We start from the raw sequence: 14,077 nt of genomic DNA, 5'->3' as shown, positions 1-14,077 counted from the left end.
GCTATACCTGCAGAAGGTATTAGCTATGAAGCAAAAACTTCTGCTCAAGCGGCCAGAGTCCGCTGTATACCGCAAACTCGCGGGACGCGAGCAAGGACAGTGTCTTCCAGAAGCTCTAAAGCAAGAAGGCAGAAACCCTACTTGGACACAAACACACTCGCTACAGCCTTACGCACACTTCCATGCTTCTCCAGCAAAGCAGATGCAGTTGCTTCATCAGCACCTGTCTCCGCCATTACCATGCGCACACCACGGTGGTATAGCTTGTGGTTGGTCAACTGCATATCTACCATCTTGTTGCCACGCACGCGGCCAAGCTGAATCATGACTGCAGTGCTGAGCATGTTGAGCACCAGTTTTTGAGCGGTGCCGGCTTTCATGCGGGTACTGCCTGTAACGAATTCAGGACCTACCACCACTTCTACTGGGTACTGTGCCTCTGCAGCTACCGGGCTACCCGAGTTGCACACAATGCAGCCGGTTGCCAGGCCATGCTCGTTGGCCATGCGCAGACCGCCGATCACGTAGGGCGTCGTGCCAGATGCGGCAAGTCCTACTATCACATCGTACTCACCCAAACAGTATTCTTTTAAGTCTTCCCAGGCTTGCTCTGCGTCGTCCTCGGCAAACTCTACCGCTTTACGGATGGCTGTGTCACCCCCGGCGATCAGGCCCACCACCATATCAAAAGGCACGCCGAAGGTTGGCGGGCACTCGGAGGCATCCACCACGCCCAGGCGGCCGCTGGTGCCTGCGCCGATGTAGAACAGGCGACCACCTTTTTTCATGCGGTCGGCTATGATTTCGGTTAGTTTTTCTATTTGCGGGAGCGCCTTTTCCACAGCAAGGGGTACGCTTTTATCTTCCCTGTTGATGTTCTCCAGCACTTCCCTCACCGACATCTTCTCCAGATTGTTATAATTCGAGTCTTTCTCGGTTGTAATTTCCATTTTGTGTAAGTATAATTCCTTCTAAATCAATCGCTCTACCTGTGTGGCTATACCTTATTTGGCAGGCACGTACTCCAGGCAGGCGATTTTCCCATCCATCGTGCTCACGACTACCCTGTTTTTGCCAAGCGGCATCACCGGGTTCATGAGACTATTTGAACTTTTGTATTTCCAAAGTACCTCTCCGCTCTGGCGGTCAAGCGCGCTGACCAAACCTGAGTGCGAGGGCACTAGTACGACGTTGTTGTGTTCGACAATAGCAGAAGGGGCCAGTTCGTAAGGCAGCTGCAGCGTCGATTTCCAGTCTACCTGCAGGGTGTTGGCTGATGTGGAAACGCCGTATACCTGTCCGTCCATCGTTTTCACATAGACCAGCTTGCCGTCAGTCGATATGCCCATCGACTCGCGCACTCGGCCTTCCTTCATTTGCTCCCGCCACACCACTTCGCCTGTGTTCGCGTCCAGTGCGGTCATAAAACGGTCAGGGGCTACGATGAAAATACGGCCATTGGCAGCTACCGGGTAACAGGCGGCTGGCGAAAACATGCGATTGCTGGAGCCGTTGCTCCATTTCCAGGCCAGCTGACCGGTTTTCGCATCGAGCGCGTAAAACTCGTTGCCCCAACTGCCGAAGTATACCTTGCCCTGATACAGCAATGGCTTTGTTACGACAAAGTTATTCACCTGATCAAAGTCCCAACGTAATTTACCGTTCTTTAGATCAAGCGCACGGAAGTGTCCATCAGAGGCTCCGATGTAGACCACGCCTTTTTCTATCAGCGGGGAGCCGAGCACCGGCCGATTAGCTGTGAATTTCCACACCAGTTTACCTGTGGCGGCAGAGAGGCAGTAAATGTTGTTATCAGAAGAGCCCACCACCACATACCCATTGGCCACAGCTGGTGTAGAGTAGATTTTGCCGTTGGTATGGTAGGACCATTTGCGTTTGCCTGTTTTACTATCCAGCGCATATACCTGACCAGTGGTGTTGGTGGCAATCACCAGATTCTTATGAACTGCCGTGCCGGCTCCTACGTCGCTATCGTCCTGGTACTCCCATACCTGCTTCACATTTGGGTATAGCCCGTTTACAGCGAAAGACGGTCGGTGGTGTTTGGTCGAGTCGTTTGCGAAATCGTGCTTCACCAGTGGTACTTCTAACCATTGCGGCAGGGTTTCTATACCTGGCTTACGGGTCTCAAAACTGGCTTTCCCATCGGCAAAGGCCACAATATTGTAGCCGCCTACCGGATCTTTTGCGCGCAAGTTAGAGCGGCCCATCACCGCAGGTATACCATCGTAGCTAAACTGGCGGTTTCCATGCCCGTGGCCGTGCAGAATGAGTTGGGTGTTGCGGGCGCGCAGCCGGTCGGTTACGTCGTACCAGTTGTTAAGAGAAGAGTCCTGCGGATAATGATTCAGAAAAATGACCGGCATTTCGGGATTCGGCATGTGGTTCAGCACAGAGTCGAGCCACACGATGTTCTCGCGCGGAATCTGCCCAGGCCCCATGCGCATGTTCGGTCCGGAACCAGTACCAGTAAAAAGATATCCCTTGTGTGAAAAGGCAAAAGTTTCCGCCCCGAAGACTACCCGAAAGCTGTTGCTGCCGCTCTCCGACCAATTGGTATCGTGATTGCCGGGCAGAATGTACCAGGGCTTTTTAATCGTATCGAAGATCTGTTTGGCCAATTTCAGTTCTTCATCAGAACCGAACTCGGTGATGTCACCAGTGATGACGACAAACTCAAGGTTGGGATTGGAATTGATGTCGGCAATGGTGCGCTCGAGGTCTTCTTGTGCGGTGGGGTTGCCGATATGGGTATCGGATACAAAGGCGAACTGAAAAGATTGTGCCTGGCAAAGACTGGAAACCAGCAAGAGAGCGATGAACGCTACATACCTTTGTATTTTCATTGATTCAAGGCATTCGTAAAACAAAAGGACTTAGTAAGACTAAACTAAAAATGTATCCATCCTGCTCACGCGACTCTTGTTTGGAGAACTAGCGCAGAAAACCGCACAAAAGCGCATGAGCAAAACGAATACTGTCCCTTTATTTAAGTTAAAAATAGTGACCGTATTCGAGTAGTCCAAATTTTTAAGCATGTTTTTTTCATAAACCGGCAAGAACACGCAAAAACAAGGATTTTAAAATTTTCTTAATGGTTGTTATACCTGCACAAACCCGCACATCGCAACTGTACCCAGAATTTAATTAGCGTTAATCAGTTGTCTGAAGCGGGGCAGTTCCGAGTATAACCCAGCTCCCGGACAGGTGGTCTGAGCAAAATCCTTGTGCGCGCCCAGGCTGTCGGCAGGTATACCGTAGCGTTTGGCCAGAGCCGGCACCAGTTTTTCGAGCGTTTTCATCTGTGCTTCGGTAATGGCCTCCTTTTCAAAGTTACCCTCTACCACCACCAGCAGGTGCCCGGCCGGGTCGTAACTAGTATTTGAGTCGCCGGCGTAGTTCAGGTCCCGTGCCTCACCCACAGCCCCGTTGACATCCACATACAGGTGATATGGCACATCCGCCCAGGCTGGTTTCATGCGACCATCCGCCAAAGGGCTATCCTCCTGAGAGAATTTCTGCAGATTGCGCAGCTTGTCAGTCAGGCTGCGGTCGAATAATTGCGGCACACCGGTATGATGGATGGTCAGTCTCGTCAGCTTATGCGGCCGCATCGGCAGCACAGGCGCCTTGGCTCCCCACTCCTCCCGCGACAGAAACGTTATACCTTCGGGTATAAGCGATGTATCAGAGGTGACTGCCGGTTTTTGGCAACCCATCAGCCCGGCAAGGGCACACACCAGTATCAGGATCTTTTTCATTGAGTTCTAATCTTTCTTAATGCACAGGTATAGCGCCCTGCTTTGTCATTTCTTTGTTTGCTCGAGTAATTCATCCAGCCTTACAAAACGATAGCCTTTCTGCTCCAGCATGATCATCATTTCATCTAGGCGGTTGTAAAACTTGTCTTCCCGCTTTGGATCCGTACCGATATGCAAAAGCAGCATAAAGCCATTCAGCCCGTTCCGGTCCCTGGCTTCAAAAGCCATAATCGATTGCAGAATCGTCTCCGAGTCTACATAGCGACTTCCCATATCGGGGTAGGTATAGTCGGCGGCTGAGCGGGTACCCGGCGTAAAGTTCACCAGTTGCAAACCTTCCGCCTCGGTCCAGTTGCTTATGCTGCGGTTGTACCACTCGTAGGGCGGCAAATAGTAAGGCGCATCAGATTTCTTTACACCAAAAGCTTCCATGCGCTGGTAGTTCTTCCGCAAGTCCTGACTGAACTGCTCCCGCGTGACCAGCAGACTGTCCCGTTTTGTCCAGTCGCAGTAGAGCAAGTGCTCGTCGGAATGCGCGCCCAGGTAATGTCCGTCATTTTTAAGCCCCCGGATCAAAGTCTTGAAAGTCGGATTTCGGTAAAAACGACCCGTGAGGAAGAAGGAGGCTTTGACCTGGTGCTTCTTCAACACACCACTGATCACCTCCCCTCCGTCCGCAAACTCATCGCCGGTAAAGACCAGCGCAATTTGTCGGGAAGTCGTATCGCCCCGAATGATTGCGCCGTGACGGTCAACGACTACTTTTTTACTGGCCTCCCCTCCTGTGAGCTATACTCTTTGGAGGCCAGCAGGTAGATCAGCGAGGCGGTGCCGTCCATGGTTGGCTCGTTGGTGCTGTAGTCGCCAAAGTCGTCGTGGTATACGGCTAATTTAGACTGGAATTCGGCGTAGGCATCCTCGTTGTACAGCTTGAGATGCTGCAGGCTGTTGAAGATGCTGCCATACACCGGCCCATCTACCAGCCCACCGTCAATCGGGTACTTGTTCAGTCGGGTGAAGGCGGAGTGCGGGTCTGTTGGCGTGTCGCCGTGTGCCGGCAGGCCGTAAACCATGCTCGTTCCCCACGGGTTCACGCCAAATAGCCAGTCAAAATTGGCCTGCTCCAGCTCCGCGTAATTCTGATCGCCGGACAGCTGGCGGTACAAAAAGCTCTGGATGGCAAAAGAGGTCGTCAGGTTATTGGAGCACCAGATGAACGGTACCCCGCGGTAGAAGGCATTCTTCTTCGCTTTGGCGTTCACCCGCTCTATACCTTCCTTGTAGAAACCGATCAGTTCTGCCTTGGTCTTTTCATCAGACTTCTTGGCCAGTTCAAAATGCCCGAAGTTGTGGAACGGATACCACTGGTAGTGACGGGCCGTATCTGCGCCCATCCACGGCGTTACCTTTTCCTGAAGACCGTAGTTATAGGCTTGTTTGAAGAACTCCTGTTGGCCGGTCATCTGATAAAGCGCTGCTGCACCCAATTGCATGTCGTCTACCCAGTTGTCTTCCTCATAGAAATAAGGCGCCCTGTTGGGAGCGGTCTGGGCAACCCCTGGCTTGGCGAGGCCCAGCTTATAAGCTGACTGTGCTTTCTGACCGAACAGATTAGATAGGCTCTGGTCTTTGGTGCTGTAGATTTGAGCGGCCAAACCGAAGGCGCTGGTGAACTTTCCTGCAATGGAGGCCACGCCAGTCGCCCGGTTCTTGTACTTGCCCAGACCCTGCGGTTCGCCGGAAGCAAAGTAAACTGGTCGCGGACCACCGCCGCCCATACCATAGTCGACAGGATCATTTGTAGGGAGGCGCATACCCTGGTGATCTCTGTCATCAGCCAACTGGTTGAACAACCAGTCTTCGCGCGGGTGCAGCTTCAGAAGCCACTCTAGTCCCCATTTCGCTTCGTCCAGCACGTCGGCCACGCCGTTGGCACCTTCCAGCCCGTTCGCCTTGTGCTTGTCGGTGAACACGCTCGGGAAGTCGCGGTAGGCGGCCAACAGGTGGTAGGTCGCATTGGCTGAAGTAGTCGCGTACTGCAGGTAGTCAGAAGCGTCGTGCCAGCCACCTGACACGTCAATGATGGTGCTATCGGGCATCGGGCCATACATGGTATAGCCGTCGTGGGTATGGCAGGAGTCTTTCAGGTAGGGGTTGAAACCGCTGCGCTGCTGGCGCATGTAGCGCAGCGCAAAGTCTGCTGTGCCTTTGTAAACATCGGCATCGATCCGGAACTCCGACGACTTGGTTTCACCAGCCTGCAGGTAATAAGTGCCTGGCTTGTTGAACTCGGAAAAGTTAAGGCGGTAAGATTCCTGAAAAGGACCGTAGGCACCGAATGCACTACCGGCCTTTCCTTTAAACACCACTTTACCAGTGCTGGCATCTACCAACTCAAACCGTTTCAGCTTTCCTTTCGACTTGCTTCCCCAAACAGCTACTTTTATACCTGTCGGGGTATAGCCCAGTTGGTTAATGCGTATCCAGGCCGGTCCTCTGGCGGCTATACCTGCTGCCTCCTCAAAATCAGGGGTGGCTTTGTTGGTAAAAGCGATGGCATTGGCCGCTCCCACAAGGGCCGCCAGCACCAGTGCTACTACTGTCTTTTTTCTGTTCATGTCTTACAGTTGTTAGTTCCGGATGTTTTTGGTTTCAAAATGCAAGCTATACCTAGCGTATTTTTTTCAGGTATACATTAGACGGCGCACTCTCGTTTTTGAGCCGGTCGATGGAAGTCACCACGTATTTGTAGGTCTTTCCGCGTTCGGCCGTCTCATCATAAAAGCCCAGCTCATAGTCGTTGAACTGAATACGGCGGATGTTGCGGGCATGCTCCAGGTTGATCGGCTCGTTCTCATCGAAGCGGTATACCACAAAACCATACACGTCTTCTTCCTGGTCCGGATAATCCCATCGGATAACGGCTTTGCGCAGGCGTGGAAAAACGAGCAGGAATTTGTTTTCACGCAGGCTAGCTGGTTGTGCGGGCTTAGCCATACCCAGCCAGGGCATCACCGGCTGCAAGGCCGGGTAGCGGTACAGATCATGCTGCAGCGAGTCGCGGAAGCCGGCCAGGTTGTTGGTGAGCGAGCGGGAGCTGAAGTACACACTGCCCTGCACACGCGGATTGGCGCGCAGGTAGCGTACCTGATTTGGCAACTGCTGCCGGTCACGCCAGCCCTCGCGGTCTTCCATGGCGCGGTAAACACCTTGGCCGATGTACACGTGCTTGCCATAAGAGTTGGCGGCCCACCAGTCGAGCAGCTTCTCGTAAGGTGCCGGGGTATAGCCGAATGGGAAGTACAGCTGCGGATTGATGTAATCCAGCCAACCTTCCTGCATCCACTTGCGGGCATCGGCATAGAGGGCGCTATACCCTGACAGCCCCCCGTTGCTTTCTGAGCCATTCGGGTCCTGGGCCTTGTTGCGCCAGATACCAAACGGACTGATGCCGAACTTCACATGTTGCTTTTCTTTCTTAATTTCTACTGACAGGTCTTTGATCAGCTGGTCCACGTTGTTGCGGCGCCAGTCCTCCACGTTCGCTATACCTTGCTTGTGCAGCATGTAGGTGATTGAGTCGGGCAGGGCGGCTTTGCCAGGGTATGGGTAGAAGTAGTCGTCGAAGTGAATGCCGTCAATGTCGTAGTTGCGCACCACGTCCATGATCACGTCCACCAGGTAGTGGCGCACTTCGGGCAGACCGGGGTTAAAGTATTTTTTGTCGCCGTAGGTAAAGAACCAGTCCGGCTGAATGCGGGAAATATGCTCGGTGCTCACCAGGGAGTCCGCTAAGCTAGTCGAAGCACGGTAAGGATTGATCCAGGCGTGCAATTCCATTCCGCGTTTGTGGGCTTCTTCGATGGCAAACTCCAGCGGATCGTAAAAGGGCTCGGGCAGCGTGCCCTGCTTGCCGGTCAGGAACATGCTCCATTGCTCACGGCCTTTGGCGTAAAAGGCGTCGGCCGATGGGCGCACCTGCAGCATGATGGCATTTATACCTGTTTTCTGATGGGCGTCGAAGATGTCGATCAGCTCCTGCTTCTGCTGCTCGGAGTCTACGCCCTGCTTGGGTTTGGAAGGCCAATCAATATTCTGCACCGTGGCGATCCAGACGCCTCTGAACTCACGCTTGGGAGGCTGCTTCGATACCTGGGCAAAAAGGCTGATCGAACTGAGCAGCAGGGTGGCTAAAAGTGTAAAGTTTCTAATCATTGTTCCGGTTGGTAAGAGGGTGGCTAAAAAAAAGCCCTCCGTTAGGGTTAGTAAAGGAGGGGCTCTTTCATGGTAATAAAACTATTCGTAAGCTAATCTATCACTATCTATATTTTCATGCATTACGGCCATAAGCCGACCTGCATTTGTTCAAAGGCAAGGGAAAGTAACCCGGGGCCAGCGCAGCCCCGGGCTAACCACCTTATCTCTCTCTCCAGTAATCTATCTGAGTAGTTTTTGGCTTTTCAGCATAAGCACCACGGATCTGGGTAGTGTACACCCGGCCCAATGAGGCCACCGCAAATGACTGCTGGATATAAGAAGTTGAAGTAGCAGGATCATACTCTGTTCCTGAAGCGAACACCTTGTAGGTATAGGTACCCGGCTTCAGCTCCACGTATGGGCCATGCTGCTTAAAGTTAAGGCCTTTGCCCAACTCATAAACCTCAACCGGCTCAGCTGCCTTCGTCTCAGTTGCTGCTACAGCAGAACGCACTGCGTAGGCATCTACGGCAAAAGGCATGTCGGCCATCGTGTTCATAAAGCGCCACCAGATCTTGGTGTAGTCGGCTGGCGGCAGGTTGTCCTCCACCATGAACACTTCATAACTTTCCGGTGTACCAGCCAGGTAAGCTGAGTAGTGCTTGTTAGCAGCCAAGCTTACAGAAGTGCTTGCCAATACGTCGGCAGTGCCCTTTCCAGCTACGGTGTCAATCGCACTCATGTTAAAGCTTCCGGCCGGCACCATAGCGTAAGCGTTGCTTGGGTATACCGATCCATAAGCGTTGCCCAGTACGATGTCCGTCGCAGTAGGCGCTACACCGGTCACTTTCTTGCTATCCAGATAGAAGTTAGCGCGTGGTGCTCCCTCCACCTGGAAGAAGAACTTTACATAGGCGCCGCCGTCCTGCACTGGTTCTGTCACTTCAGGGATGGCGTTTTTTTCGCAGGCTCCCAACATGAGGCCCGCTGCCAAAAACAGGAATGCTCTTTTAAATATCTTCATCATCTCTTTTTCTGATTATTCGTGTTTGCTGAACCAAGTTTCATAAGTGTGGTAGTTCTCGTCGTTGCCGCCCAAAGCACGCAGCGCCTCCTGATTCCACATATACTCTGAGTTGTATCTCGGACGCGCTCTGTAAGCAGGCACTCCCTGGTTAGCTACGTTCAGAGGACTTGGCAAAGTAAAGCCTGTATAGACTTCACCATCCTGGTTGTAGTGGTATCTTCTCATATCTGACCAGGTTTCGAGGAAGCCCCAACCCCAGGTCGCGATATATTTCTGCAGCATGATCTTTGAAAGCGTCAGGCCTTCGCTGGTTTTCGGCATGATCTCTTCGCTGGCCAGGTAAGCTGCCTTGCGCTGGTCAAACATAGCCGGATCCGGCGCATAAGTGCGTGAGAAGTCGATGTGAGCTGTTACGCCTTTAGTATAAGCATCCAGCGCTACGTCTTTCATACCAGCGATCCAGGCCGCTTCTGCTTTGATAAACTGCAGCTGTGAGTAGGTCATCAGCGGGAATGGGGCCGCATTACCAAAAATATAGATCTGGCGTGGCTGTGCCGTAGATACACCCACAGAACCCCACAGGTTGTTAGGAATCTCGGCAGCAGGTATACCTGTGATGCCTTTTCCTGAACGAAGACCTCTGTACTGCCCATCAGGCGATGGTGCCAGCATGGCCGTCAGGCGTGGGTCTTTCAGATGCTGTCCTGCAAATACAGGATCGGTACCTGCCAGAGCTTCGTCGCGCAGCGATGGGTTAGTACCATCCAGCAGACCTACGATGTAGTCGGTCTGGCGGTTAGAGGCGATGTTGTTACGGATCGGTCCGAAGAAGTTTGTGTTGGCGCTTACTTCTCCCTGGAAGCGGATCATGGCGTTGTCAGCATTGCTGGCAAGCGACTGGTCCACATACGCGATCACTTTGGCCGGGTCGTAAGAGCTCTTGTTTGTCAGGCGGTGAGCGTTGATAGCCATCATACCGTATGCAAACTTTTTCCACTTGTCCCTGTTACCTGCGTAGATCAGGTCACTTTTGCTCAAGCCAGAAGTGGCAGCATCCAATCCGTCTGTACGCTCCAGGCTTTTAACGCCTTCTACTAGCAAACGCTGAATTTCAGGGTAAACAACCGGCTGCTCATCGAAGTTGAAAACACGTTTGTCTGTATTGAAGGCCTCTGTCATGATCACAGGACCATGGTAGTCGGTGAGGTTTTGCCAGCCGTACGCACGCATGATGTGGCCTACGCCTACAAAGTCGTACTTCTTGCTGCGCTCGCCGCTTTCGATCATGTCCGAAAGGTTATAGCCCATGCTCCAGTACACGGCTCTCCAGAGCTGCGCGTAGGTGTCAGAAAGTGGGTTGCCGTGTAGGTCAATGGCGTTGTCAGCGGCTGTAGAAGCCCAGTTCTGCACATACTGACCGGCAAAACGACCGTCCCACTGTACCGCTACTGCCATTTCAGACTGTATTTGCGGGAGGAACAGCTCCGGCTGCAACAAGGCATCCGGACCGTTCGGGTTGGTGTTTACGTCGAGGTAATCTTTACAGCCAGATGCCGAAAACACGCTGGCCGCTATAAGAGAAGCAACTAATATCTTTCTCATTTTCATCTTAATTAAAATCCTGCTCTAATACCAAAGTTAATTCCTCTAGGCAACGGGAAGTTACCGTAATCAAGGCCGCCACCACCGGCACCACCTACTGCAGCAGAGTTACCGTTAGCAACCGGATCCAGACCAGAGTAGTTTGTGATCAGGAACAAGTCAGTGCCTGTTACAAACACGTTCAGGTCTTCAATGAACTTAACGCGCTCCATGATGCTGGTTGGCAAGCGGTAGTTCAATGTCACGTCACGCAGACGCACCCAGTTCACGTCCTTCTCGATGAAGCTCTGGTGCGGGTAGATAGACGACCAGTAAGTAGAGTTTCTGTACAGGTCGATCGGAATGTTGTTCTGCGTTGGGGAGGCGGTGTTTTCCAGACCGTCTTTCAACACACCTGTCACGATGCGTGGCTCTTCTCTGTTCAGCGTGCGCTTGCTCAAACCAGTTGTGGTCAGGTAGTGCTCTGTGGCGTTGTACACGTCACCGCCTTTGCGGATGTCAAGCAGGAAGTTGAGTGACAGGTTCTTGTAAGTGAAGGTGTTGGTCAGACCAATGTTGAAGTCCGGGTTACGGTCACCCACTATTTTCCACTCGCTGGTGTTCAGGATTGGCAGACCGGTTGATGGGTTGATCAGCACGTCACCGTTGTCGTTGCGCTGGTAGTCGTAGCCAGTGAAGGTAGTCAACGGACCATCTACACGGGAGCCCACGCGCACGTTGCCATACAGCCAGGTGTCAGAGTTGTAGAACTCCTGCACGTCGCCAGGAAGTTTGGTCAGCTTGCTGTTGTTCTTCGTGTAGTTCAACAACACATCCCATCTGAAGTTGCTGTTCTCTACAGGCGTACCGTTCAGCTGGAGCTCTACACCTGAGTTCTCCATCTCACCGGCGTTAAAGGTCATCAGTACGAAACCAGTTGCATAGCTCAGACGCAGGTTCTGCACGATCTGGTCAACAGACTTCTTCTTGAAGTAAGTCGCATCGATGCCGAAGCGGTCGTTGAAGAACTTCAACTCTGTACCGAATTCGTAAGAAGTAGTCATTTCCGGACGCAGGTCCAGGCTTGGGCCTGTGAAACCATAGCGGAAACCACCACCCGTTGTCGTAGCCGTTTCGTAGAACGGACGGATGCTGTATGGACGGGCGTCTTTACCTACCTGGGCAATAGAGCCTCTCAACTTACCATAAGACAGTACGTTTTTGAAGCCCTGGAATGGCTCCAACTCGGTGAACACAAAGCTCAGACCGGCAGATGGATAGAAGAATGAGTTGTTCTGAACTGGCAGCGTAGAGCTCCAGTCGTTACGGCCTGTCAATGTCAGGAAGAGGATGTCGTTGTAGCTGGCGTTGAAGCTACCCCAGGCACCTACCAGACGGCGCTGCGTCAGGTTGTTGTAAGCGCGTTGTGTGGTAAGGGTCGTGTTGTTGATCGAGTACAGGTCCGGCGCCATGAACTGCTCACCAGTAGCGGCTGCACTGAACGTGTTCCAGTCATATACCGTGCTACCCAGTTTCAGGTCGGTGCGCAGTTTGTCGTTGAACAGCGTTGGCGCTGTGAACTGAGCATAGTACTGGAACGTCAGGTTACGGTTCGTGATCACTGCCTGGTCGAAGATACCGCCGAAAGAGCGGCCTACGTTTGACTCTGGGTGACGTACGATCGTGTTTTTCTCTGTGTAGTAGTCAACACCTGCCTGGCCTACTAGTTTCATCCAGTCTGTCACATCAGCTGTTAAGCTGGCATTCAGTCTGTAACGGTCAGTCAGGGAGTTGAAGATGTTCTTGTTCACGTTGAAGAACGGGTTCTCAATAGCAATTGAGTAAGCACCGAAGTCTCTTCTGTTACCAGCTGGCGTCAGGTAGTTGCTGGCGTCGTCAGTAGATGGCCAGCGCAGCAACTGGAGCAATGGACCACCGGCACCTCTAAAGGCCTGGTCGTTGTCAGAACGGGTATAGTCGAATGTTACGTCTGTTGAAAGGCGCTTGCTCAACTTAGCTGTGATAGCAGAGGAAAGCGTGATACGCTCCAGACCTGTGTTCGGGATGAAACCCTGTGCATCGGTGTAAGAACCGGAGATGCGGTATTGCGCAGCTTCGTTGCCGCCAGTGAAGGCCAGGTTATGCTTTTGTGTGAAGGCATCATCAAAGAAGTTCTTCACGTTGTCATAAAACTGTACTTCAGAAGAGTAAGGAGCGCCAAAGTAAGAAAGGCTTTCGTCACCTTCTGTAGTATAACCGTTAGCACCTCTGTCGTACTTCTGCTGGATTTCAGGGTAACGCACGATGCGGTCGATACGGAAGCTGTTGCTGTAGTTAATACGCGGCTTACCGGCCTGACCACGCTTGGTAGTGATCACAATGGCACCAGAGGCAGCCTCAATACCATAAAGAGCGGCCGCTTCAGGACCTTTCAGTACGGTGATGGATTCAATGTCTTCTGGGTTGATGTCGGCGGCACGGTTAGTAAAGTCAACGCCTCTGTTCTCGAAAGACTTGGAGCTGGCACCGATTGAAGAAGCAAACACACCCGTAGAAGTAGTGTTGTTGCTGATCGGAAGACCGTCTACTACGAATAGCGGCTGGTTGCTGCCGCTCAGGGAGCTGATACCGCGGATCACGATAGAAGAAGAAGAGCCTGGCAGACCAGAAGAAGCGTTCACTTCCACACCCGCCACACGACCGGCCAGACCGTTCACGAAGTTCTCGCGCTGTGTCTGGGCGATGGTGGAACCTTTAACCTCTGTTACGGCATAACCCAGGGCTTTCTTTTCCTGCTTGATACCGAGGGCCGTTACCACTACTTCGCTCAGGCTTTCCGCGTTTGCCTGCAAGGCCACATTGATTACTGTGTTCGTGCCCACAGGTTTCTCAACGGACTTCATGCCAATAAAACTGAACACCAACACATCGGCTGGTGCTACCGAAATAGAAAACTTGCCATCCGTGTCGGTATTCGTACCACGCGGCTGACCTTTAACTGCTACCGTAACACCTGGCAGCGGGGAATTGTCGGAGGCGGCAGTTACCGTGCCGGATACAGTCGTGCTCTGAGCATTGGCTGTAAAGTGAAACAGGAGGAAACATATCCCCCATAGGTAACATTGTAATTTTTTCATCATAACTACGTGGCTATTGGTTAAGATTATTGTGGGTAGATTGGTTATTGGTTATTGGTAAAACATAGAATTAATTCTCTTCAGGACGCTAACTCGGCACTACGGCAAAAAACTTTGCATAATACAATTTAGCTGGCAACATTCTCTCCCCTGTATTTGGGTACAAATTAAACTCACATTAAAACTAGTAAAAAAGGCTTATAGCGCACAGGTTGTTGCAATCATTTTAGCTAAAAAAGAGAAAAGCAGCAATATTAGCCTATACGCAAAAACGCAGAATCATGCATACAAAATTAAACTTATTTAATATATTTTTAAACAATTATTTTAACTTAATCTCTTTTCCGGCTGAC

At 52.0% G+C, this 14,077-nt stretch carries 9 protein-coding genes; all 9 read right to left on the bottom strand.

Features of this window, described 5'->3' with window-relative positions:
- Positions 1–137 precede the first annotated feature (137 nt).
- Positions 138–950: an N-acetylmuramic acid 6-phosphate etherase gene (gene murQ, locus L1278_RS06960; RefSeq protein WP_253402293.1), complete on the bottom strand. Its 813-nt coding sequence runs from the start codon at positions 948–950 to the stop codon at positions 138–140.
- Between the two features lie 54 nt (positions 951–1,004).
- Positions 1,005–2,867 carry a PQQ-binding-like beta-propeller repeat protein gene (locus tag L1278_RS06955; protein ID WP_253402291.1) on the bottom strand — a complete coding sequence of 621 codons (1,863 nt, stop codon included), beginning with the start codon at positions 2,865–2,867 and terminating at the stop codon, positions 1,005–1,007.
- 297 nt (positions 2,868–3,164) lie between these two features.
- Positions 3,165–3,782: a peptidoglycan recognition family protein gene (locus L1278_RS06950; protein WP_253402289.1), complete on the bottom strand. Its 618-nt coding sequence runs from the start codon at positions 3,780–3,782 to the stop codon at positions 3,165–3,167.
- Between the two features lie 45 nt (positions 3,783–3,827).
- The gene (locus L1278_RS06945; RefSeq protein WP_253402287.1) at positions 3,828–4,433 is read right to left on the bottom strand and encodes a polysaccharide deacetylase family protein; all 606 of its coding nucleotides are present in this window, start codon (positions 4,431–4,433) and stop codon (positions 3,828–3,830) included.
- Between the two features lie 107 nt (positions 4,434–4,540).
- A complete protein-coding gene (locus L1278_RS06940) occupies positions 4,541–6,400 on the bottom strand; it encodes a glycoside hydrolase family 9 protein (protein WP_253402285.1) in 1,860 nt (619 codons plus the stop codon).
- A gap of 52 nt (positions 6,401–6,452) precedes the next feature.
- Complete coding sequence (locus tag L1278_RS06935; protein ID WP_253402283.1) at positions 6,453–7,997, bottom strand: glycoside hydrolase family 10 protein; 1,545 nt, start codon at positions 7,995–7,997, stop codon at positions 6,453–6,455.
- A 202-nt stretch (positions 7,998–8,199) separates the two neighbouring features.
- Positions 8,200–9,006: a DUF4397 domain-containing protein gene (locus L1278_RS06930; protein WP_253402281.1), complete on the bottom strand. Its 807-nt coding sequence runs from the start codon at positions 9,004–9,006 to the stop codon at positions 8,200–8,202.
- 12 nt (positions 9,007–9,018) lie between these two features.
- The gene (locus tag L1278_RS06925) at positions 9,019–10,608 is read right to left on the bottom strand and encodes a SusD/RagB family nutrient-binding outer membrane lipoprotein (RefSeq protein ID WP_253402279.1); all 1,590 of its coding nucleotides are present in this window, start codon (positions 10,606–10,608) and stop codon (positions 9,019–9,021) included.
- An 11-nt stretch (positions 10,609–10,619) separates the two neighbouring features.
- A complete protein-coding gene (locus tag L1278_RS06920; RefSeq protein WP_253402277.1) occupies positions 10,620–13,727 on the bottom strand; it encodes a SusC/RagA family TonB-linked outer membrane protein in 3,108 nt (1,035 codons plus the stop codon).
- Between the last annotated feature and the right edge of the window lie 350 nt (positions 13,728–14,077).

The organism is Pontibacter sp. HSC-36F09, from assembly GCF_024171605.1.
Lineage (GTDB): Bacteria > Bacteroidota > Bacteroidia > Cytophagales > Hymenobacteraceae > Pontibacter.
The sequence above is the reverse complement of the archived record's forward strand: the minus strand, read 5'-3'. Positions and strand labels throughout refer to the sequence as shown.